This is a genomic window from Kluyvera sp. CHPC 1.251 (genome assembly GCF_036759945.1).
Lineage (GTDB): Bacteria > Pseudomonadota > Gammaproteobacteria > Enterobacterales > Enterobacteriaceae > Kluyvera > Kluyvera sichuanensis.
The window spans coordinates 356809-377957 of the sequence record NZ_JAPKIC010000002.1 but is presented as its reverse complement, the minus strand read 5'-3'; the positions used below and the strand labels follow the sequence as shown (position 1 = coordinate 377957).

The following is a 21149-nucleotide window of genomic DNA, read 5'->3' as shown; positions in this document are numbered from 1 at the left end:
GGAAAAATAATGAAAAGTCAGTCTCAAATGATCTTTTTGCTGTTTATTGGCTACGTATTTGTCTACATCGACAAGACCGTGACCGGCTTTGCTTTATTGCCGATCGAAAAAGAGTTTGGCCTGAACGCCGAACAGCTGGGCTATATCACCGGGATCTTCTTCCTCGCCTATTCACTGTTTCAGGTGCCTGCTGGCTGGCTGAACGACCGTATTGGTTACAAAACCATGCTGGTGCTGTCGCTGGCGGCGCTGGGTATTTTCGCACTTTGCTTCGGTGCGCTGGGCGCGAGTTTCGGCCTGCTGCTGCTGTTTCGTTTTCTGGCGGGGGTGGGCCATTCCGGCTATCCGTGCTCGTGCGCCAAGGCGGTGGTCAGTAATTTCAGCGTCGAGAAGCGCACCTTCGCCCAGTCGATTTTGCTCTCCTCCGCGGGGCTGGCGATGACCATCGGGCCGATTATCGCGGTGAACGCACTGGCGATGATGGGCTGGCACACCTCGTTTACCGTACTGGGGGTGATGGTCTGCGTGATTGCCGCGCTGATTGCGCTGCGCGTACCGCGCCAGCAGGTGACGCCGAGCGTGAAAAAGCAGTCCGTCTCCGGCGCGGCGCTGTGGCGTAACCCGACGGTTATCCTGCTGTTTCTGTCGATTTTCTGCGTCAACATTCCCAGCTACGGCCTGATGGCGTGGCTGCCGAAATTCTTCGTCCAGCATATGGGGATGTCGCTGTCGGCTTCCGGCTATGTGGTGGCGGCGGGCGGTCTTGGGATCTGGATCTCTTCGCTCGGCACCGGCTGGCTGGTGGGCAAATACTTCCTCAACCGCGAACCGCTGGTGATTGCCATCAGCGCGCTGCTGAGCGCCGTGGCGATTTTTGCCATCTTCCATGCCGCCACGCCGCTGGCCGCCAGCCTGCTGCTGTTCGTCGGTGAGGTCTTCCTGATGGCGACGTTTGTCACCGCCTTTACGCTGCCGATGAAGCGGCTGCCGGAAAATATGATGGGCTCGGCGATTGGCCTGATCAATACCGGCGGCACGCTGGGCGGCTTTGTCTCACCTATCGTGATTGGCTACCTGGTGGAGAACACCCACGGTTACGCCAGCGCGTTTACGTTTCTGTCACTGGCGATGGTCTGCTCCGCTCTGGCGGTGCTGCCGCTGATGAAGCGCCGTACCGTCGCCAGCCTGCCTGTTGTTGAGTAGAAGGAAAATCTGATGAATCACACCACTGAACAGTTAATCTCTGCGGCCTTTGAAGATGCGCTGCGCTGGCGTCGTCATATTCACGCCCACCCGGATTTATCGTTTCAGGAGAAGCCAACGGCGGACTATATCGCCCGCGAGCTGGCGTCGTTTACCGGTCTGGAAATCAGTCGCCCGGTGGAGAATTGCGTGATTGCCGTGCTGCGCGGGGCGCATTCGGGGCCGATGTGGGCGCTGCGCGCCGATATCGATGCCCTACCGCTGCAGGAAGAGAGCGGTGAAAGCTTCTGCTCAACCGTGCCCGGCGTGATGCACGCCTGCGGTCACGATGCCCATGCGGCGATGCTGATGGGGGCGGTCAAAGTGATCTGCCAGCTGCGCGACCGGCTGCACGGCAGCATCAAGTTTATCTTCCAGCCTGCCGAAGAGGTGCCGCCGGGCGGCGCGCGCGAGCTGGTTGAACTGGGCGTGGTGGACGATGTGGAACATATTTTCGGTCTGCACGTTTTCCCGACCAGCCCGGTAGGAACCATCGCCTTAAAAGAGGGCGTTTATGTGGCCTCCAGCGACAACTTTGATATCACCATTCGCGGTAAGGGCGGTCACGGTTCGATGCCGCAGCACTGTATCGACCCGGTGACCATCGGCGCGGAAATGGTGGGAGCGTTGCAGCAGATTGTGGCGCGCAATATCGACCCCGGCACCGCGCCGGTGCTAACCATCGCCACTTTCCAGGCGGGCGATAGCTATAACGTTATCCCCGACAGTGCGCGCCTGGCAGGTACGTTGCGTACCCACAATCAGCAGGTGCGGGAAACGGTACCGGGGCTGATGTCGCGCATTGTGAACGGTATTGCGGCAGCGCACGGCGCGGGCTGCGATATCCAGTGGCAGAAAGGCTACGCGGTGGGCAACAACCATGAGGTAACCAACGCGATTGCTCGTGAGGCGATTGGCCGCCACTTCCCGGCGGGCACGCTGAAGCTGGAAGAGAAGGCGCTGTTCGGCAGCGAAGATTTCTCCTCATACCAGGAGAAAATTCCGGGGACGTTCTTGTTTATCGGCTGCGGTAATAAAGAAAAAGGGGCGACGTGGAATGTGCATAACCCGCATTTCCGCATTGATGAGGATGCGCTGGCGGTAGGGATTAAAACCCATATTGCGCTGGTGGGTCAGTTGTTGAATCTTGAGTAGGGTTACCCCTCAGCCTAACCCTCTCCCCGCAGGGGAGAGGGACCGTTTTGCGTTATTTGATGTTAAGCGAATAAACGGCTGGCAGCGCACCGGCTGATTTTACCAGTTCAAGCGTGATTTTTGACGCCGCCATCGGCGTCTCCAGCGTATGTTGGCAAAGCGAATGGTGGTTGTCTTTCACTTCTGCAATCAGCAGGTTATCAACCCATAACCGATAGTGGGTGGCGCAGTGCGGCGTAACCGCCTCGGCATGGCCCATCTGCACGGTTTCCATCGCATTATCGAAATCGTTATCCAGCATCAGCGTCAGCGAGCGGATTGTCTGCGGCGTATCCCATTCCCAGGTCAAACGCGGCGCGGCGTCATCCGGTGCGGGTACCCAGCCGTTAGTCTGCTGTTCCGGTCGCAGGCGGCCGTTGAGCAGATTTTTCACGTCATAGCAGCGCAGCGGTGTGGCGAAACGCAGGGCGGGCATCACCTGATGTGGGCGGCGGCGCGGCACCCAGAAATCAAATGCCTCAACGCCGAAATCACCGTCAACCACCTGGCGAGGGTGCTTCGCAACGCGAGCATTCTGGCTGTTGAAGACCGTCATTATGCCCGGTAGCTCTACATCGCTCAGCGCAATCTCAACGTCGCTGTTGCGCTCAAAAGCGATAAACAGATAGCGGTCAGTATCGCTCTTGCCGTTAAATTCCACGCGGTATTCACCGGCTTGCTGAACCGACAGCGTACGTTCATCCAGCAGCGTGTCTGCGCAGTAGTTGGCGGCCTTTTGGCTGCTCAACAGGCTAATTTTCACCGTCTGAGAGGACGCTGCCCGCAGGGTAAAATGCAGCGCCGGAAGCGACTCACCGGCCTTCACGGGCAGCAACAGCGCCATGCGTTCATCCAGCGCCATCCAGCGGCCGCTGGCGGGAAGTTCGCTCAACGCCATTTCACTGCTGGCGGAGACCCGAGCGCCGCGCGCCGGATCGCGTAGCTGCTGGCGTGGGATATAGCAGCCGGACTGCTGCAAATGCTGCTGTAACTTTCCGATATGATTCGCTTCCGCCAACTGCGGCGCACTGAGCTGATGCTGTTGGCACAGCGCGGCGGCGCGGCCAACGACTTCCCCGAGTAGCCCACAGGTACACATCACTCGGGCGCTGCCGAAGGCCACGTGAGAAGCCGAGATCAGGCGTCCGGTCAGGAACAGATTGTCCAGCGAGCGGCTGTAGAGACTGCGATAGGGAATAGTGTAGGTGCCTTTGCTGTGGAACTGACGGCAGCCATCATGCTGGCTGTAGACGCCATCCGCCGGGTGCAGGTCGATGGACCAGCCGCCGTATCCCACCGCATCGTAATGGTCACGCTGCTCGATGATGTCCTGCTGGCACAGCAGATGATCGCCGATAAAACGACGGCTTTCGCGTTTACCGGGAATAGAACCGACCCATTCGATGGTCAGGTTCTCCGCTTCCGGAAACTCGCCGGAGTTTTTAATGTAATTCCACACGCCCCAGACGATTTTCCACAGCTCCCACTTAATTTGTTCGCTGTCGTGAACGGTATCAAGGCGGCCGCCCCACTCCAGCCACCATAGATCGCAGCCGTTAAGGGTAGAGGTCAGGCGTTTGTAGCGCGGAATAGCTTCAATGTCCTGGAGAGCGAAAGAGGGCGGCACGAACTTCACCGCTTCGCTGCTTTTACGGGTATAGAAATAGATGGAGTGACCGAGTTTGTGACCGAAATTGTCGCCAGGCGCCATTTTTTCGCCCAACTCTTCGGCATCTTCCGCACCGATGCGGTACTCTGCCCCAGCGAGATGCCCCAGCACGCCATCACCCGTAGCATCGCAAAACTGCGCGGCTTGAATATGGTAGAAAGTTTCGTTGACGGCGTTAAAACCTGTCGCTTCGGTAATCCGCTGGCCTTCGCGGTTCACGGCATAAATGGCGGTGTTGAGCAGTAGGGTAAGGTTCTTCTCGCGCTGCGCTAAATCCAGCAGCAGCAGGTCGAACATCATCGGATTGCCTTCTTTGTTACGCCACAGATTCTCTTCGAGGATCTCGCCCATGATACCGCCTTCACGTGACCAGCGGTTGTTATTGCCCATATGCGAAGTGGCGCCGTTAGCCCACAGACGAACTTCACTGGAGGCGTTGCCGCCAAGCACCGGGCGGTCCTGCACCAGGACCACTTGCAAACCGTCACGGGCGGCAGCGAGGGCGGCGCAAAGCCCGGCCAGACCGCCGCCAGCGACCAGAAGATCGGTGCGCAGCGTCTGGTGGGGAAAATCTCGTTCATGGGTTTGCTGGAAAATTTGCATAAATTGTAATTCCTGCCTTTCTGGCGATAAAATAATAGTCTTTAAAAAATGGGATCCCGCTATGTCGTCTCAACCTAATCAAAGCCTTATCGACGGCATTCGCTGCCTGCAATATCTGGTCTCCAGCGATCGGGCTATTGGTTGTCGCGAACTGGCGCGCCTGATGGGCATTAACCCCACCCGCGTGAATCGCCTGCTGATGACCATGGCCGCTATCGGTCTGACTACTCAGGATGAGCAGCGTCGCTACCTACCAGGACCTGGCATTCACGCGCTGGCGGCGCAGGCAATTCGCGGTTCCACGCTGTTCTCTAAGGCCCTCCCTTTGCTGGAAACCTATGCCCCGAAAGATATCGTGGTGGCAATGGGTGTCCTGTGGGAGGACCAGGTTATCTACATCTTCCACTCCCGCCCTGGCAGTCATATCAGCCAGGCGCTGGCGGGATTCCATATGATGCCGGCCTGTCAGTCGGTCATCGGTATTGCGCTGCTGGCGGCAGAAAGCGACGAAGTGCTAGCGGCGCGCTTCAGTGCCGATGAAATGACACGTATTGCGCCGTATCTTCAGCAGCAGCGCCAGCAGGGGCACGTGGTCTGGCAGCACGATGACGGTGAGCTGTCCCTCGCGCAGCCTATCCAGTTCGGTTCTCATAAAGCCGCGCTGGCCTTTGCCGGGATGTACGACGCCACCCCAGAGCAAACGGCTTCGCGGCTGGCTGAACTGATCACGCTTTGCGACCGGCTGACGGCATAGTGCTGTCGCCGTCGAGGTCAATCTTTCCGACCACGAACAGATAAGAGCAAATCCCCAGACAGGCCAGTACGGCGATGAAGCCGAGCGCTGGGGCAAAGTTGTGTCCGTCGATCAGCGCGCCGATAGCAATCGGGACAACGATGGACGAGAGTGCGCCGGTAAAGTTGAATACGCCGCCTGCCAGGCCAATCAGATGACGTGGCGCGAGAGCGGTCACGAACACCCAGGTAATTGTCGCCAGGCCGTTGCCGAAGAAGGCGATGGACATAAACAGAATGATGAGCGTTGGGTTATCGGTGTAGTTGGCGCCGAGAATAAACAGCGTCAGCGCCATGCCGAGGATCACCGGTGCCTTGCGGGCAAAGCTGGTGGAGACGCCACGCCGGATCAGGCGGTCGGAAACAAATCCTGCCAGCAGCACGCCGACGAAGGCTGCAAGGTAAGGGACGGAAGCCACGTAGCCAGATTTAATGAAGTCCATATGGCGATACTGCACCAGGTACGTCGGAAACCAGGTCAGGAAGAACCAGAAGGTGGCGGAGATGGTGAACTGGCCGAAGTAGATGCCAATTAGCTTACGGCTTTTGAACATCAACCCAAGATCCTGCCAGCTGAACGGGCGCTTTGCGGCGTTCTCGCGGCTTTCCATCACGGCACCGCCTTCGCGCAGGTGATCCAGTTCGGCTTTCGATACGGTTTTATGATCCAGCGGATCGCGGTAGACGCAGTACCACAGTACGCCCCAGATCATCCCCACCACGCCGGTAATCAGAAACAGACCTCGCCAGCCGAAGAGATCCTGTACGTGGAACAATACTGGCGTCATCAGCGCCATCCCGACAAATTGGGCAGAAGAGTAGATGCCGATAGCGGTCGCGCGCTCTTGCTCCGGGAACCAGCTGGAGATGACGCGGTTGTTCGACGGCATGACCGGTGCTTCAAAGGCTCCCACGCCTAAACGCAGGCCGACCAGCGAACCAAAGCTATTAGCGACGGCGTGCAGCGCGGTAATCAGCGACCAGATAAACAGCCCAACGCCATAAACCAGGCGAGAGCCAAGGCGGTCAATCAGAAAGCCACCGGGGATCTGTAGCGCGGCGTAGATCCAGCCGAAAGCGGAAAAAATTAACCCCATTTGTAGCGGAGTAAACTGCAGTTCTCCGGACATTTGCGTGGCGGCAACCGAGAGGTTAGTTCGATCCATGTAATTGATAATAATATTAATAAACACCAGGCCTAGCACAAAGAAGCGTACCCGTCCGGTTGAACGGGCGGCAGATCCTGTTATCGGTTGTTCTGACATAGTGGTGTTCTCATCATGTGAGGTTTTAAAGGGTACGAAGCGTAATATCATTGTTGTTAGTGTTTCTTTTATAGAAACACTTAGTGGGATGCAAAGCGAGATATTAAGAAGTGTGATCTGTATTAGATTTGTACAGGAATGAAACCGGTTTTAGGTTTTGGGAGAGGAAATGGATGTGGGATGGAGTGTATCCCCCTCACCCCAAAGGGGAGAGGGGAACGAATGTGCGGGAAGATAGTACGGCACTCAAAATTGGCGGGACTTTCTCCCTCTCCCTTTCAGGGGAAGGGCCGGGGTGAGGGGGCGAGCACCGAACCCTCACATTCAGATAAAATCAGCGGCGCGAAACTTCGCCAGCGCATCCTGCTTCTGCTCCGCCGTCATTGGGCGCAGCGGACGGCGCGGGTCGCCAACATCAATGCCGTGCAGCTGCATCGCCAGCTTCCCGGCCGCCACGCCGCCGTACTGCACCAGCACGCGGATAATGGCGATCACTTTATCCATGCAGGCAGCGACGTCCTGATGGTTACCCTGATTGAAGCTGTCGATCAGGCGATGATACAGCGGTGCCGCATAGTTATAGGTGCTACCCACCGCGCCAACTGCGCCGCAGGCCAGCCCTGCCGGTAAAAACTCATCCACGCCGAATGGAATATCAAACTGGCCGTTTTTCACCCGCAGGCAGCGCTGGAATTCGTACATGTCGCTGGAGTTAAACTTCATCCCGGACAGATTCGGGATTTTATCCGCTGCGGCAATCAGGAACTGCTCCATATCCAGGTTCAGCCCGGACATCCCCGAGTGATAGTAGTAGAAACCTTTTGATGGTGCGGCGGCAGCGTTCAGTCGGCAGTATTCCACCAGATCATCAACGTTTGAAGGTTTGAAGAAGCACGGGCCAATCACCGAGGTGGCGAAAATATCTAACGTCTCCGCGTGACGGCTTAGCTCCAGCGAATCGGCGATGCTCAGCGCACCGGTATGCAGCGTGATGCTGAGCTTACCGTGGCTTGCCGCGACCCAGCGCTCGGCGACCTTTTTACGCTCGGCAACGGAGCAGTGGATGCCCTCACCGGTAGTGCCAAGAACGTACACGCCCTTCACGCCCTGGCCAATAAGATGCTCGGCAATCTGGTCAATGACCGGATAGTTCACTTCACCATGGGCGTCGAAAGGGGTATGCGGTGCGGCGATAAGACCTGTTAGCTTTTCCATGTAAACCTCAACTGGTGTTTTTCTTCTTAACTAAAAGTTAAATGAAGCATAACTCCAATTTGCGGTTAAATGATACCCACGACGAAAAGCGAGAGTATCAGAGTGTGATCGATAGCACTAAATCAAGCCTGACGAGGGTCTGCCAGCGCATCCATGGTGCGCAGCTTGTTGGCCTTCGCGCGTTCCGGATCTTTTTGCACCAGCAGGGTGTAGATGAGATCCAGCACGAACAGCTGGGCGGTCTTGGTGCCGATAGAATCGCCCTGCAGTCGTCCCTGTCGGTTACCGTTGATCAGGGTGAAATCAGCCACTTTGCTCAGCGGAGAGCCGAGGTTGTGGGTCAGCGCAACGGTGGTGGCACCGGCGTCTTTAGCCAGCTGCAGTGCGTGGGTGGTTTCTGGCGAATGGCCTGAATGGCTGATGCCGACGGCGACGTCGCCCGGTTTCAGCAGGGAAGCCTGCATATACATGAAGTGGTTGTTGGTCAGCGCGTCCACGCGCATACCGATACGCATCAGCTTGTGTTTCATATCTTCGGCGGTGATACCGGATGCGCCCACACCGAAAATATAGGTGCTATTGCAGGCGTGCAGGGCATCAACGACCTGCTCGACCTGCCGCATATCAAGTAGATTTAGCGTCTCGGAAAGCACGTTGGCAATCACCCCTTGCAGCTTCAGGCCGATGGTGTGGGCATCATCATTTTCCACCACCTCGGCGTCCAGCAGGGTGTTGCTGTCGTCGCTGTCGACCATCGCCAGCTCAATGGCGAGCTCCATTTTGAAGTTCTGAAAGCCCTTGTAGCCCAGCAATCGGCAGAAGCGGATCACCGAGGCTTCCCCTGCGTTGATCTCCTGCGACAGATCGGCAATAGAAAGCTGTGTCACTTTGTGAGGGGAGGTCATGATGTAGTGGGCAATACGTTGTCCGACGCGGGTCAGACTGCTCTGCATGGCCCCCAGAGTATCAAGTATTTTTCCGGCTTTGACCGGTGAGTTCGGACTCTCCATTGCTTCCTGCTCTTCACGCTGACTGTGGGCATTCATGATGGGGCAGCGCCTGCGGTCAGGCAAGAAAATCGGCGTAAAAAGCGCGTAATCGCCGCCATTTTACCCGCTCCGTTGCTGAACCTGAGCCAATGTTGTGACCCAGATCGATTTTTTCTCCTCCTCCACGCTTACCCCTATGACGTTGTTCACACATTTCATGATGCCTTCTTGTGGTGTTTTGCTTCCTGTTAATAAATTAAATGGAGTTTTACTTCAATAGAGTGTGACGCCCGCTTTCTTTCGGCGTTTAGGTAGTGGAATTTGCTCATCACAGGAGAGCAACATGAGTGGAATTACAAAGGCCATTCCATGGTACAAACACCTTAATAAATCCCAGTGGCGGGCTTTCTCTGCCGCATGGCTTGGCTATTTGCTTGATGGTTTTGATTTTGTCTTAATTGCCCTGGTGTTAACGGAAGTACAAAGCGAGTTTCAGCTCACCACCGTTCAGGCGGCGAGCATTATTTCGGCGGCGTTTATTTCTCGCTGGTTAGGTGGCCTGCTGCTCGGCGCAATGGGCGACCGCTATGGCCGCCGTCTGTCGATGGTCACCAGTATTATTCTCTTCTCGGTCGGCACGCTGGCCTGTGGTCTGGCACCAGGCTACGCCTCGATGTTTATCGCCCGTATGGTTATCGGTATGGGGATGGCGGGGGAGTATGGCTCCAGCGCTACCTACGTCATTGAAAGCTGGCCAAAACATTTACGTAATAAGGCCAGCGGCTTCCTGATTTCCGGTTTTTCCGTCGGCGCGGTGGTGGCGGCCCAGGCTTACAGCCTGATCGTGCCACTCTGGGGATGGCGCGCGCTGTTCTTCATTGGCATTTTGCCGATTATCTTCGCGCTGTGGCTGCGAAAAAATATCCCCGAAACCGAAGACTGGAAGGCGCGTCAGGCGAGCAAAACGCCGGTACGTACCATGGTCGATATCCTCTATCGCGGTCGGCTGCGCGTGCTGAATATCGTGATGAGCGGTATGGCTATCGCGGCGCTGTGGTTCTGCTTCGCGGGTAATTTGCATAACCCAGCGATCGTGCTGCTGTTGGCGCTGGTGTGTACGGTTATTTTTGTCAGCTTTATGGTGCAGAGTAGCGGCAAACGTTGGCCGACGGGCGTGATGCTGATGGTGGTGGTGCTGTTTGCCTTCCTCTACTCCTGGCCTATTCAGGCGCTGTTACCGACCTATCTGAAAAGCGAACTGGGCTACAACCCGGCGACCGTCGCACAGGTGCTGTTCTTCAGCGGCTTTGGTGCGGCGGTGGGCTGTATCGTCGGCGGCTTCCTTGGCGACTGGTTGGGTACCCGCAAAGCCTACGTTTACAGCCTGCTGGCTTCGCAGGTGCTGATTATCCCCGTCTTTGCCATCGGCGGTTCAAGCATCTGGGGGCTGGGTATCCTGCTGTTCTTCCAGCAGATGCTGGGTCAGGGGATTGCCGGGATCCTGCCGAAGCTGATTGGCGGTTATTTCGATACCGACCAGCGTGCCGCAGGGTTGGGCTTTACCTACAACGTGGGTGCGCTCGGCGGCGCGGCGGCGCCGGTCATCGGGGCGCTGGTGGCGCAGCATCTGAGCCTCGGCTCTGCGCTCTGCTCGCTCTCTTTTGGCCTGACCTTCGTGGTTATCCTGCTTATTGGTCTGGACATGCCGTCCCGCGTTCAGCGCTGGCTGCGTCCGGAAGCGCTGCGTACGCATGATGCTATTGACGGTAAACCATTTAGCGGCGCGGTGACGCGCCAGAGCGAAAAATCCGTTCCGGTTTGCGGTAAGCATTAATTCAAGGCGCCCGGACGCGCCGGGCGATCATATTGAAGTTAAGGATGTACTTATGTCGTTGTTAGAAAAGATGGATGCAGCAATTAAGCAGCACGGTGGGCTTATCGTTTCCTGTCAGCCGGTACCCGGCAGCCCGTTAGATAAACCGGATATTGTCGCGGCAATGGCGCTGGCGGCGGTGCAGGCGGGGGCCGTGGCGGTGCGCATCGAAGGGATTGAAAACCTGCGGGCGACGCGTGCGCTGGTTGCCGTGCCGATTATCGGAATTGTGAAGCGCGACCTCGAGGACTCCCCGGTACGCATCACGCCGTTTCTGGAAGATGTCGATGCGCTGGCGCAGGCCGGGGCCGATATTATTGCCTTCGATGGGACTGAGCGCGTGCGCCCGGTTGCGGTGGCGGAAACCATTGCCCGGATCCATCACCATCAGCGCGTGGCGATGGCGGACTGCTCCTCGCAGCAGGATGCGGCGTTCTGTCATCAACTGGGGGCCGATATTATCGGCACTACGCTCTCTGGCTATACCGCCGACGTGGTGCCAAAGGAGCCGGACCTGCCGCTGGTGGCTGCGCTCAGCGCGAAAGGATATCGGGTGATTGCCGAAGGGCGGTTTAACGCCCCGGCGCAGGCGGCGCAGGCAATGGCGCGCGGCGCCTGGGCGGTGACCGTGGGTTCCGCCATTACTCGCCTTGAACACATTTGCCAGTGGTACCGCGACGCGATGACAGAGGGCGCGGTATGAATACGCTGGCGATTGATATCGGCGGTACCAAACTTGCCGCGGCGCTTATCAACGCGCAGCGGCAGATAGTCGAGCGTCAAACGCGACCGACACCTGCTAGCCAGACACCGGGTGCGCTGCGTGAGGCGCTTCAGTTATTAATTGCTCCGCTCGTAGGGCGAGCGGATCGTGTCGCCGTTGCCTCAACCGGCATTATTCGCCACGGCGTGCTAACGGCGCTTAACCCGGACAATCTCGGCGGACTGGCGCAGTTTCCGCTGGTAAAGACGCTGGAGCAGCTCAGCGGGCTGCCGTGCCTGGCAATCAACGACGCGCAGGCGGCAGCATGGGCGGAGTATTGCGCGCTGCCGGGCGAGGTTCATGAGATGGCGTTTATCACCGTCTCCACCGGCGTGGGGGGCGGAATTGTCAGCCATGGCAAATTGCTTTCGGGTCATCAGGGGTTGGCGGGGCATATCGGCCACACGCTGGCGGACCCGCACGGGCCGATGTGCGGTTGCGGGCGCAGAGGCTGCGTGGAGGCGATTGCCTCGGGCCGGGCGATTGCCGCTCAGGCCGTGGACGATTTGCGCGGTCTGGATGCCAAAGCTATCTACGCGCACTATCAGCAGGGCCACCCGCAGGCGACGCGCCTGATTGAACGTTCGGCCCACGCCGTGGCGCGGTTGATTGCCGATCTTAAAGCCAGCGGCGACTGCGAATGCGTTGTGCTTGGCGGCAGCGTTGGGCTGGCCGAAGGTTATTTGTCGTTGGTTTGTGCCTCGCTGGCGCAGGAACCGGCGGCGTTTCACACCCCTATCATTGCTGCTCATCACCAGCACGATGCCGGTTTACTTGGCGCGGCGCTGTGGGCAGAGGAGTTTCCATTATGATTATTGGCGATAGCCGCCACCCCGAAAAGGCAGGGTTGCCTCCTGCGCTGCTGGCGGCGCTGAAGCTGGCCTTAGAGGCCAATCCTCAACGCTGCGAACCGGGCTGCCACGTTTTACAGGGCGATGATATCTTTATGAATGTGATGCAGTTTATGACACAGCCTGCGCAGGCTAAGCGGGCTGAACTGCATGCGGACTATATTGATGTGCAGATCCTGCTGGCGGGAGAAGAGCACATTGATTTCGGGCTTGTCGACAGCGCCCGGCAGTGCGATGAATGGCACCGCGAAGAGGATTACCAGCTGTGCGATGAGATGGCGGGGCAGCAGTCCGTTACGTTGCAGGTGGGAATGTTTGCGGTGTTTTTCCCCGGCGAACCGCATAAGCCGGGCGTTCAGGTGAAAGTTCCTGCGGAAATAAAAAAGGCGGTGGTGAAAGTGCATCGCAAACTGATGGAAGGATAGGCTTTTGAGCCACCCCGGAGTCGGCTAGCGCCTCGACCGGGCTACATTAACAGTAGCCCGGTCAGGCGTAGCGCCGCCGGGGGGGTTAGGTCAGCTGGCCGGGTTCACTTCCAGCTCAGGCTCTGGCGAACGCAGCAGCGCCCACAGAATAATCGCCCCAATCACGTCAAACGCCGCCAGCACCGCAAACAGCGGGCTGAAGCCTAAGGTGTCAGCCAGGGCGCCAACCACTAAGGCGAACAGCGTGCTCGCCGTCCATGCCGCCATACCGGTAAAGCCGTTGGCGGTGGCCACTTCGCCCGGATCGAACATATCGGAAGAGAGTGTAATCAGCGCGCCGGACAGCGACTGGTGAGCAAAGCCGCCGACGCACAGCAGGGCGATGGCGACAAACGGGCTGCTGAACAGGCCGACCATGCCCGGCAGGATCATCAGCGCTGCGCCCATGGTCACCACCAGTTTACGGGATACCACGATATTCACGCCAAAGGTGCGCTGGAAAATCCCCGGCAGATAGCCACCGATGATGCAGCCCATATCGGCAAACAGCATTGGGATCCACGCGAACATGGCGATATCTTTCAGGTTAAAGCCGTAGGTGTGCACCATAAACAGCGGGATCCACGCGTTGAACGTCCCCCATGCCGGTTCGGCAAGGAAGCGCGGCAGGGCGATACCCCAGAATTTACGCTGACGCAGCAGTTGACCGATATGCACCTTATCCACCACCTTGCGCTCCGGCTGGCCGTTGGTGATGTAGTCGAACTCCTCTTTGCTCAGGCTTTTGCACTGCCCTGGGCGGTTATAAACCAGATACCAGCCCAGCGCCCAGACCATGCTGGCAATCCCGACGATGATAAATGCCAGACGCCAGCTGTGAATGAAGATGGCCCATGCGACCAGCGGCGGCGCAATAATCGCCCCCATGGAGGAGCCGACGTTGAAATAGCCGACGGCAACGGAACGTTCGTTATCCGGGAACCATTCGGTAACGGACTTCAGACCGGCGGGGATCATCGCACTCTCGGCGAAGCCACCCAGGCCGCGGAACAGCGCCAGACCCTGCCAGCTGTTGGTGAAGGCCGCGCCAATACAGAAGATGGCCCACATGCCGCCAAACAGGGTGTAGCCAACTTTGGTGCCAAGGGTATCCAGCACATAACCCGCGATAGGCTGTGCGATGGTGTAACAAGCGGAGAAGGTTGCCACAATCCAGGAATATTGCTGGGTCGTGATGTGCAGATCGCTTTGCAGCGTTGGTGCTGCGGCCGAAATAGTATTGCGGGTTAAATAACACAGAATCGTGCCAAGCGTGACAAGAGCCACCATAAACCAGCGCGTATGACCAGTGGTGCGCATAAAACTTTCCTTTACTTCTTAGAATGTGAAACGGCCTGTGTTGGGTGGACAGGCACAACTACGGTCATACAGAGAGAAGATAATTTGCCGGGCCAAAAAGAGGCTGGAGCAACGCACTGCGGTCCATTTATGAGATTTAGTGAATCCGTGTCACATTTTTTCCGAATACTAAACTCATGTTTCAGAAATTTTTGTGATCTAATTCAAAATTATTAAGATGGCATACCACCTAAGTGTATCAAGGTAAGTAATGGCGTAATGAGGCGTGAAGAGAGCGGGATGCTGCCTGATTTACATCAATAAACAGGCAGATTTTGGAAACTATTTTTGCAGGGAGATGAACTCGTGCAGCAAGGCGGTGAGCTGCTTCATTTTTTCAGGCGTGAACTGTTTTTCAATCTGCTGATAGGCCTCTTCCACTTTTGCCTGTGCGCGCTCGTAAAGCGCGTACCCCTCTTTGGTTAGCGAGACGTACAGCTTGCGCTGATCGTTCACCGGCTTTAAGCGCAGCACCAGGCCATCGCGCTCCATACGCGTGAGGATCCCGGTCAGGCTGGGGCGCAAAATACAGGTAGCGGCGGCCAGGTCGTGGAAATCCATCGATGGGTTATCGACCAGCACGCGGACAATGCGCCACTGCTGCTCCGTCAGGTTGTGCTGCTTTACGATCGGCCGAAAATAGGTCATCGCCACTTCCCGCGCCTGCATCAGGGCGATGGTTAAAGAATCGTGCATTCTGCCACTCCAGCCTTCTCATCATTAATATATGAACAATATAGCAATGTTGCTTTTATCTACAGCTGATTTTTACCGAAACCTGACGTTAACGCAATGTTGTTTTTATAACTAATTGATAAGCATAAGGTGTATTTATTTTATGTGAAATTATTGTTAATCAAGTCACAAAAAATTGACTTGTGTTTGCTAAATGAGCGGCGGAAGCATAAAACACATCATTAACATATTAATGAATTGTTCGTCGTCTCTGAGGAGCTGTAAATGAAAGGTACCGTTTTCGCCGTGGCGCTCAACCACTGCAGCCAGCTTGATGCCTGGCGCGACGCGTTCGAGCAGGCCCCCTACAAGGCACCGCCTAAAACCGCCGTCTGGTTTATCAAACCGCACAATACCGTTACCGAAGCCGGTCAGCCGATCCCGTTCCCACAGGGTGAAACGGTATTAAGCGGCGCGACGGTGGCGCTGGTGGTGGGCAAAACGGCCCGTAAAGTCCGCGTCGAAGAGGCCGCTGACTATATCGCCGGTTACGCGCTGGCGAACGAAGTCAGCCTGCCGGAAGAGAGCTTCTACCGCCCGGCGATTAAAGCCAAATGCCGCGACGGCTTCTGCCCGCTGGGTGACGTGGTGAGCGTTGATAACGTTGACAACCTGACCATCATCACCGAAATCAACGGTCGTCATGCTGACCAGTGGAGCACCGCTGACCTTAATCGCAGCGCCGCTGAGTTGCTGAGCGCGCTGAGCGATTTCGCCACCCTGAACCCAGGCGATGCCATTCTGATGGGGACCCCTCATAACCGCGTTGCGCTGCGCCCCGGTGACCAGGTGCGCGTGCTGGCTGAAGGCTTCCCACCGCTGGAAAACCCGGTGGTTGCCGAAGCGGATGCCCGTCCGGTGCCACGCCCGCACGACCACGGCACGCTGTTCGCGTTGGGGCTGAACTACGCTGACCACGCCAGCGAGCTGGACTTTAAGCCGCCGGAGGAGCCGCTGGTATTTATCAAAGCGCCTAACACTTTCAATGGCGACAACCAGACTTCGGTGCGCCCGGATAACGTCGAGTACATGCACTACGAGTCTGAGCTGGTGGTGGTGATTGGCAAAACCGCGCACAAGGTGAGTGAAGCCGACGCCATGGACTACGTCGCGGGCTATACGGTCTGCAACGACTACGCCATCCGCGACTACCTGGAAAACTACTATCGCCCGAACCTACGGGTAAAAAGCCGCGACGGGCTGACGCCGATTTCCCCTAACGTCGTGCCTAAAGCGGCGATTCCTGACCCGCACAACCTCACTCTGCGCACCTACGTCAACGGCGAGCTGCGCCAGGAAGGCACCACCGCGGATCTGATCTTCAGCGTGCCGTTTCTGGTCTCGTACCTCAGTGAATTTATGACCCTGCAACCGGGCGACATGATCGCCACCGGCACGCCGAAAGGGCTGTCCGACGTGGTGCCGGGTGATGAAGTGGTGGTGGAAGTTGAGGGCGTGGGTCGCCTGGTGAACCGGATTGTCAGCGAGGAGTCTGCAAAATGAAAAAGATTAACCATTGGATTAACGGTAAAAACGTCGCCGGTCAGGACTATTTTCACACCACCAACCCGGCAACTGGCGAGGTGCTAGCAGAAGTCGCCTCCGGCGGTGAAGCGGAAGTGAATCAGGCAGTGGCGGCGGCGAAAGAGGCCTTCCCGAAGTGGGCTAACCTGCCGATGAAAGAGCGTGCACGCCTGATGCGCCGTCTGGGTGACCTGATTGACCAGAACGTGCCGGAAATTGCGGCGATGGAAACTGCCGACACCGGCCTGCCGATCCACCAGACCAAAAACGTGCTGATCCCACGCGCGTCGCACAACTTCGAATTCTTCGCTGAAGTGTGCCAGCAGATGAACGGCAAAACCTACCCGGTTGACGACAAGATGCTCAACTACACCCTCGTACAGCCGGTGGGGGTGTGTGCGCTGGTATCGCCGTGGAACGTGCCGTTTATGACCGCCACCTGGAAGGTCGCGCCGTGTCTGGCGCTGGGCAACACCGCGGTGCTGAAAATGTCTGAACTGTCGCCGCTGACCGCCGACCGTCTGGGTGAGCTGGCGCTGGAAGCCGGTATTCCGGCGGGCGTGCTGAACGTGGTGCAGGGCTACGGCGCCAGCGCTGGTGATGCGCTGGTACGCCATCATGACGTACGCGCCGTCTCCTTTACCGGCGGCACCGCTACCGGGCGTAACATCATGAAAAACGCCGGGCTGAAGAAATATTCTATGGAGCTGGGCGGCAAATCGCCGGTGCTGATTTTTGAAGACGCCGACATTGAACGTGCGCTGGACGCCGCGCTGTTCACCATCTTCTCCATCAACGGCGAACGCTGCACCGCCGGTTCACGCATCTTTATTCAGCAAAGTATCTACCCGGAATTCGTTAAACGCTTTGCAGAGCGCGCCAACCGTCTGCGCGTCGGTGACCCGAACGACCCGAATACTCAGGTCGGTGCGCTGATAAGCCAGCAGCACTGGGAAAAAGTCTCCGGCTACATCCGCCTTGGTATCGAAGAGGGCGCGACCCTGCTGGCCGGTGGCCCGGAAAAACCGACCGACCTGCCTGCGCATCTTAAGAACGGCAACTTCCTGCGCCCAACGGTGCTGGCGGATGTCGATAACCGCATGCGCGTCGCCCAGGAAGAGATTTTTGGCCCGGTAGCCTGCCTGCTGCCGTTCAAAGACGAAGTGGAAGGTCTGCGCCTGGCGAACGATATTGAGTACGGCCTGGCCTCTTATATCTGGACGCAGGACATCAGCAAAGTGCTGCGTCTGGCGCGCGGTATCGAAGCCGGGATGGTGTTCGTCAACACCCAGAACGTGCGCGACCTGCGCCAGCCGTTCGGCGGCGTGAAGGCCTCCGGGACCGGTCGCGAGGGCGGCGAGTACAGCTTCGAAGTGTTCGCGGAGATGAAAAACGTCTGCATCTCCATGGGTGACCATCCAATCCCGAAATGGGGAGTCTGATATGGGTAAGTTAGCGTTAGCAGCAAAAATCACGCACGTGCCGTCGATGTACCTCTCTGAAATTCCTGGGAAAAACTTCGGTTGCCGTCAGGCGGCCATCGATGGGCATAAAGAGATTGGCAAGCGCTGCCGTGAGATGGGCGTCGACACCATTATCGTGTTCGATACCCACTGGCTGGTCAACAGCGCCTACCACATCAACTGTGCAGAGAGCTTTAAGGGCATCTACACCAGCAACGAGCTGCCGCACTTTATCCGCGACATGACCTACGACTACGAAGGCAACCCGGCGCTGGGTCAACTGATTGCCGACGAAGCCGTGGCGCTGGGCGTGCGCGCCAAAGCGCACAACATTCCGAGCCTGAAGCTGGAGTACGGCACGCTGGTGCCGATGCGCTATATGAACGCCGATAAGCATTTCAAAGTGGTTTCTATCTCGGCGTTCTGCACCGTGCACGACTTTGCCGACAGCCGCAGGTTGGGCGAGGCGATCCTGAAAGCCATCGAGAAATACGACGGTACGGTGGCGGTGTTTGCCAGCGGCTCGCTGTCGCACCGCTTTATCGACGACCAGCGTGCGGAAGAGGGGATGAACAGCTACACCCGTGAGTTCGACCATCAGATGGACGAGCGCGTGGTCAAGCTGTGGCGCGAAGGCAAGTTCAAAGAGTTCTGCACCATGCTGCCGGAGTACGCCGATTACTGCTACGGCGAAGGCAACATGCACGACACCGTGATGCTGCTGGGGATGCTGGGCTGGGATAAATACGACGGCAAGGTGGAGTTTATCACCGACCTGTTTGCCAGCTCCGGTACCGGGCAGGTGAACGCCGTATTCCCGCTGCCAGCGTAAGGAACAACCATGCCGCACTTTATTGCTGAATGCACTACCAACATCCGCGAGCAGGCTGATTTACCGGGCCTGTTTGGCAAGGTGAACGAGGCGCTGGCCGCCACCGGGATTTTCCCGATCGGCGGCATCCGCAGCCGCGCCCACTGGCTGGATACCTGGCAGATGGCCGACGGTAAGCACGACTACGCGTTTGTGCATATGACGCTGAAAATCGGCTCCGGCCGCAGTCTGGAAAGCCGTCAGGAAGTGGGGGAGATGCTGTTTGGGTTGATTAAAGCCCACTTCGCCACGCTGATGGACAGCCGCTATCTGGCGCTGTCGTTTGAGATGGACGAGCTGCACCCGACGCTGAATTACAAACAGAACAACGTGCACGCGTTATTTAAATAAGACATTGGCACGGTCGGTCCCCTCGCCCCTTTGGGGAGAGGGGGCACCTCAGCGGCCTGATGCCCTCACCCCGGCCCTCTCCCACGGGGAGAGGGAGAAAACACGCGCTCGGTCAGTCCCCTCGTCTCTTTGGGGAGAGGGAGAAAACACGCGCTCGGTCGGTCCCCTCGCCCCTTTGGGGAGAGGGTTAGGGTGAGGGGGCACCTCAGCGGCCTGATGCCCTCACTCCGGCCCTCTCCCACAGGGAGAGGGAGAAAACACAGCCACAGGAATCACTATGCTCGATAAACAAACCCGTACCCTGATTGCCCAGCGGCTGAATCAGGCTGAAAAACAGCGTGAGCAGATCCGTGCCGTCTCGCTGGATTACCCGGACATTACCATCGAAGACGCCTACGCCGTACAGCGCGAATGGGTTGAGATGAAGATTGCTGAAGGGCGCACGCTTAAAGGCCACAAAATCGGTCTGACCTCAAAAGCGATGCAGGCCAGCTCGCAGATTAGCGAACCGGACTACGGCGCGCTGCTCGACGATATGTTCTTCCATGACGGCAGCGACATTCCGACCGATCGCTTTATCGTGCCGCGCATTGAAGTGGAGCTGGCGTTCGTGCTGGCAAAGCCGCTGCGTGGACCGAACTGCACGCTGTTCGATGTTTATAACGCCACCGACTACGTGATCCCGGCGCTGGAGCTGATTGACGCCCGCAGCCACAACGTGGACCCGGTAACCCAGCGGCCGCGCAAGGTGTTTGACACCATCTCCGACAACGCCGCCAATGCGGGCGTGATCCTCGGCGGCCGCCCGATTAAGCCTGACGAACTGGACCTGCGCTGGATCTCCGCACTGCTCTACCGCAACGGCGTGATTGAAGAGACCGGCGTTGCCGCAGGGGTGCTCAACCATCCGGCCAACGGCGTGGCGTGGCTGGCAAACAAGCTGGCGCCGTACGACGTTCAGCTGGAAGCGGGGCAGATTATCCTCGGCGGATCCTTCACCCGTCCGGTACCGGCGCGTAAGGGCGACACCTTCCACGTCGACTACGGCAACATGGGCGCGATCACCTGCCGGTTCGTATAAAAGGAAATGACGATGATGAAGAACAGTTTTAAAGACGCGCTGAAAGCCGGCCAGCCGCAGATTGGCCTGTGGCTGGGGCTATCCAGCAGCTACAGCGCCGAACTGCTGGCGGGAGCGGGCTTCGACTGGCTGTTGATTGACGGTGAACACGCGCCGAACAACGTCCAGACCGTGCTGACCCAACTGCAGGCGATTGCGCCATACCCAAGCCAGCCGGTCGTGCGTCCGTCGTGGAACGATGCGGTGCAGATTAAACAACTGCTCGACGTGGGCGCGCAGACCCTGCTGGTGCCGATGGTACAGAACGCCGATGAAGCGCGGGCAGCGGTTGCCGCGACCCGCTACCCGCCGCAGGGTATTCGCGGCGTAGGCAGCGCGTTGGCACGTGCATCGCGCTGGAACCGTATGCCGGACTATATCCATCAGGCTAACGACGCGATGTGCGTGCTGGTGCAAATTGAAACCGGCGAAGCGGTCAGCAACCTGGCGCAGATCCTCGACGTGGACGGGGTCGATGGCGTATTTATCGGCCCGGCGGATCTCAGCGCCGATATGGGCTTTGCCGGTAATCCGCAGCACCCGGAAGTGCAGGCGACGATTGAAAAGGCCATTGTGCAGATTCGTGCGGCGGGGAAAGCGCCGGGCATTCTGATGGCCAGTGAACCGCTGGCGAAGCGCTATCTGGAGCTGGGGGCGCTGTTTGTCGCCGTCGGTGTCGATACCACGCTGCTGGCCCGCGGCGCAGAAGCGCTGGCGGCGCGCTTTGGCGCGGAGAAAACCTCGCTGGGTTCGTCCGGCGTGTATTAACCCCTGTCGGGCGGCGCTGCGCTTATCCGGCCTACCCG

Annotated in this window: 19 protein-coding genes; 13 read left to right on the top strand and 6 right to left on the bottom strand. The window is 58.0% G+C overall.

Translation table 11 applies throughout. From position 1 onward, the window contains the following. Positions 1–9 precede the first annotated feature (9 nt). Both V6940_RS06195 and V6940_RS06190 read left to right on the top strand, forming a co-directional pair. Positions 10–1203: an MFS transporter gene (locus V6940_RS06195; protein WP_333495229.1), complete on the top strand. Its 1194-nt coding sequence runs from the start codon at positions 10–12 to the stop codon at positions 1201–1203. Positions 1204–1215: 12 nt separating this feature from the next. Continuing rightward, positions 1216–2397, top strand: coding sequence for an amidohydrolase (locus tag V6940_RS06190; protein WP_333495228.1), 1182 nt, complete (start codon positions 1216–1218; stop codon positions 2395–2397). A gap of 52 nt (positions 2398–2449) precedes the next feature. Here V6940_RS06190 and V6940_RS06185 read toward each other — a convergent pair whose 3' ends face one another. After that, positions 2450–4708 (bottom strand): FAD-dependent oxidoreductase, encoded by a 2259-nt coding sequence (locus V6940_RS06185; protein WP_333495227.1) that lies wholly within the window; start codon positions 4706–4708, stop codon positions 2450–2452. Between the two features lie 61 nt (positions 4709–4769). Here V6940_RS06185 and V6940_RS06180 point away from each other — a divergent pair, with 61 nt between their 5' ends. Beyond that, complete coding sequence (locus tag V6940_RS06180) at positions 4770–5462, top strand: IclR family transcriptional regulator (RefSeq protein WP_333495226.1); 693 nt, start codon at positions 4770–4772, stop codon at positions 5460–5462. Here V6940_RS06180 and V6940_RS06175 read toward each other — a convergent pair. The 3 genes from V6940_RS06175 to V6940_RS06165 form a co-directional block, all read right to left on the bottom strand. Then, positions 5434–6765, bottom strand: coding sequence for an MFS transporter (locus tag V6940_RS06175; protein ID WP_333495225.1), 1332 nt, complete (start codon positions 6763–6765; stop codon positions 5434–5436). The two genes, V6940_RS06180 and V6940_RS06175, sit on opposite strands and share 29 nt — an antisense overlap. Positions 6766–7089: 324 nt before the next feature. Continuing rightward, positions 7090–7980 carry a dihydrodipicolinate synthase family protein gene (locus tag V6940_RS06170; protein ID WP_333495224.1) on the bottom strand — a complete coding sequence of 297 codons (891 nt, stop codon included), beginning with the start codon at positions 7978–7980 and terminating at the stop codon, positions 7090–7092. Between the two features lie 122 nt (positions 7981–8102). After that, the gene (locus V6940_RS06165) at positions 8103–8990 is read right to left on the bottom strand and encodes a MurR/RpiR family transcriptional regulator (RefSeq protein WP_333495325.1); all 888 of its coding nucleotides are present in this window, start codon (positions 8988–8990) and stop codon (positions 8103–8105) included. Between the two features lie 322 nt (positions 8991–9312). Here V6940_RS06165 and V6940_RS06160 point away from each other — a divergent pair, with 322 nt between their 5' ends. The 4 genes from V6940_RS06160 to nanQ are packed head-to-tail and all read left to right on the top strand — an operon-like array spanning position 9313 to position 12881. After that, positions 9313–10803, top strand: coding sequence for an MFS transporter (locus V6940_RS06160; RefSeq protein WP_333495223.1), 1491 nt, complete (start codon positions 9313–9315; stop codon positions 10801–10803). A 52-nt stretch (positions 10804–10855) separates the two neighbouring features. After that, positions 10856–11545, top strand: a complete 690-nt coding sequence (locus V6940_RS06155) for an N-acetylmannosamine-6-phosphate 2-epimerase (protein ID WP_333495222.1) — start codon at positions 10856–10858, stop codon at positions 11543–11545. Continuing rightward, the gene (gene nanK / locus V6940_RS06150; protein WP_333495221.1) at positions 11542–12417 is read left to right on the top strand and encodes an N-acetylmannosamine kinase; all 876 of its coding nucleotides are present in this window, start codon (positions 11542–11544) and stop codon (positions 12415–12417) included. Before V6940_RS06155 ends, nanK begins: the two co-directional genes overlap by 4 nt. Beyond that, complete coding sequence (nanQ, locus tag V6940_RS06145) at positions 12414–12881, top strand: N-acetylneuraminate anomerase (RefSeq protein WP_333495220.1); 468 nt, start codon at positions 12414–12416, stop codon at positions 12879–12881. Before nanK ends, nanQ begins: the two co-directional genes overlap by 4 nt. A gap of 90 nt (positions 12882–12971) precedes the next feature. Here nanQ and V6940_RS06140 read toward each other — a convergent pair whose 3' ends face one another. Both V6940_RS06140 and hpaR read right to left on the bottom strand, forming a co-directional pair. Beyond that, positions 12972–14240 carry an MFS transporter gene (locus V6940_RS06140; RefSeq protein ID WP_333495219.1) on the bottom strand — a complete coding sequence of 423 codons (1269 nt, stop codon included), beginning with the start codon at positions 14238–14240 and terminating at the stop codon, positions 12972–12974. A 321-nt stretch (positions 14241–14561) separates the two neighbouring features. Continuing rightward, the gene (gene hpaR / locus V6940_RS06135; RefSeq protein WP_185667227.1) at positions 14562–14975 is read right to left on the bottom strand and encodes a homoprotocatechuate degradation operon regulator HpaR; all 414 of its coding nucleotides are present in this window, start codon (positions 14973–14975) and stop codon (positions 14562–14564) included. A 264-nt stretch (positions 14976–15239) separates the two neighbouring features. Between hpaR and hpaG the strand changes: the two genes are divergently transcribed. The 6 genes from hpaG to hpaI all read left to right on the top strand — a co-directional run bounded on the left by hpaG (position 15240) and on the right by hpaI (position 21111). After that, positions 15240–16517, top strand: coding sequence for a 4-hydroxyphenylacetate degradation bifunctional isomerase/decarboxylase (gene hpaG / locus V6940_RS06130; RefSeq protein ID WP_333495218.1), 1278 nt, complete (start codon positions 15240–15242; stop codon positions 16515–16517). Next, a complete protein-coding gene (hpaE, locus tag V6940_RS06125; protein WP_333495217.1) occupies positions 16514–17980 on the top strand; it encodes a 5-carboxymethyl-2-hydroxymuconate semialdehyde dehydrogenase in 1467 nt (488 codons plus the stop codon). Before hpaG ends, hpaE begins: the two co-directional genes overlap by 4 nt. 1 nt (position 17981) lies before the next feature. Continuing rightward, positions 17982–18833 carry a 3,4-dihydroxyphenylacetate 2,3-dioxygenase gene (hpaD, locus tag V6940_RS06120; protein WP_185667224.1) on the top strand — a complete coding sequence of 284 codons (852 nt, stop codon included), beginning with the start codon at positions 17982–17984 and terminating at the stop codon, positions 18831–18833. A 9-nt stretch (positions 18834–18842) separates the two neighbouring features. Beyond that, a complete protein-coding gene (locus V6940_RS06115) occupies positions 18843–19223 on the top strand; it encodes a 5-carboxymethyl-2-hydroxymuconate Delta-isomerase (protein ID WP_333495216.1) in 381 nt (126 codons plus the stop codon). Positions 19224–19500: 277 nt separating this feature from the next. Then, positions 19501–20304 (top strand): 2-oxo-hept-4-ene-1,7-dioate hydratase, encoded by an 804-nt coding sequence (gene hpaH / locus V6940_RS06110; protein WP_220440524.1) that lies wholly within the window; start codon positions 19501–19503, stop codon positions 20302–20304. A 15-nt stretch (positions 20305–20319) separates the two neighbouring features. Beyond that, complete coding sequence (hpaI, locus tag V6940_RS06105; protein ID WP_333495324.1) at positions 20320–21111, top strand: 4-hydroxy-2-oxoheptanedioate aldolase; 792 nt, start codon at positions 20320–20322, stop codon at positions 21109–21111. The last annotated feature ends 38 nt before the right edge of the window (positions 21112–21149 follow it).

What these genes read in the sequence shown, in the direction of transcription:
- V6940_RS06195 (WP_333495229.1), top strand. Translation starts at nt 10, where the DNA reads ATGAAAAGTCAGTCTCAAATGATCTTTTTGCTGTTTATTGGCTACGTA.
- V6940_RS06190 (WP_333495228.1), top strand. Translation starts at nt 1,216, where the DNA reads ATGAATCACACCACTGAACAGTTAATCTCTGCGGCCTTTGAAGATGCG.
- V6940_RS06185 (WP_333495227.1), bottom strand. Translation starts at nt 4,708, where the DNA reads ATGCAAATTTTCCAGCAAACCCATGAACGAGATTTTCCCCACCAGACG.
- V6940_RS06180 (WP_333495226.1), top strand. Translation starts at nt 4,770, where the DNA reads ATGTCGTCTCAACCTAATCAAAGCCTTATCGACGGCATTCGCTGCCTG.
- V6940_RS06175 (WP_333495225.1), bottom strand. Translation starts at nt 6,765, where the DNA reads ATGTCAGAACAACCGATAACAGGATCTGCCGCCCGTTCAACCGGACGG.
- V6940_RS06170 (WP_333495224.1), bottom strand. Translation starts at nt 7,980, where the DNA reads ATGGAAAAGCTAACAGGTCTTATCGCCGCACCGCATACCCCTTTCGAC.
- V6940_RS06165 (WP_333495325.1), bottom strand. Translation starts at nt 8,990, where the DNA reads ATGGAGAGTCCGAACTCACCGGTCAAAGCCGGAAAAATACTTGATACT.
- V6940_RS06160 (WP_333495223.1), top strand. Translation starts at nt 9,313, where the DNA reads ATGAGTGGAATTACAAAGGCCATTCCATGGTACAAACACCTTAATAAA.
- V6940_RS06155 (WP_333495222.1), top strand. Translation starts at nt 10,856, where the DNA reads ATGTCGTTGTTAGAAAAGATGGATGCAGCAATTAAGCAGCACGGTGGG.
- nanK (WP_333495221.1), top strand. Translation starts at nt 11,542, where the DNA reads ATGAATACGCTGGCGATTGATATCGGCGGTACCAAACTTGCCGCGGCG.
- nanQ (WP_333495220.1), top strand. Translation starts at nt 12,414, where the DNA reads ATGATTATTGGCGATAGCCGCCACCCCGAAAAGGCAGGGTTGCCTCCT.
- V6940_RS06140 (WP_333495219.1), bottom strand. Translation starts at nt 14,240, where the DNA reads ATGCGCACCACTGGTCATACGCGCTGGTTTATGGTGGCTCTTGTCACG.
- hpaR (WP_185667227.1), bottom strand. Translation starts at nt 14,975, where the DNA reads ATGCACGATTCTTTAACCATCGCCCTGATGCAGGCGCGGGAAGTGGCG.
- hpaG (WP_333495218.1), top strand. Translation starts at nt 15,240, where the DNA reads ATGAAAGGTACCGTTTTCGCCGTGGCGCTCAACCACTGCAGCCAGCTT.
- hpaE (WP_333495217.1), top strand. Translation starts at nt 16,514, where the DNA reads ATGAAAAAGATTAACCATTGGATTAACGGTAAAAACGTCGCCGGTCAG.
- hpaD (WP_185667224.1), top strand. Translation starts at nt 17,982, where the DNA reads ATGGGTAAGTTAGCGTTAGCAGCAAAAATCACGCACGTGCCGTCGATG.
- V6940_RS06115 (WP_333495216.1), top strand. Translation starts at nt 18,843, where the DNA reads ATGCCGCACTTTATTGCTGAATGCACTACCAACATCCGCGAGCAGGCT.
- hpaH (WP_220440524.1), top strand. Translation starts at nt 19,501, where the DNA reads ATGCTCGATAAACAAACCCGTACCCTGATTGCCCAGCGGCTGAATCAG.
- hpaI (WP_333495324.1), top strand. Translation starts at nt 20,320, where the DNA reads ATGAAGAACAGTTTTAAAGACGCGCTGAAAGCCGGCCAGCCGCAGATT.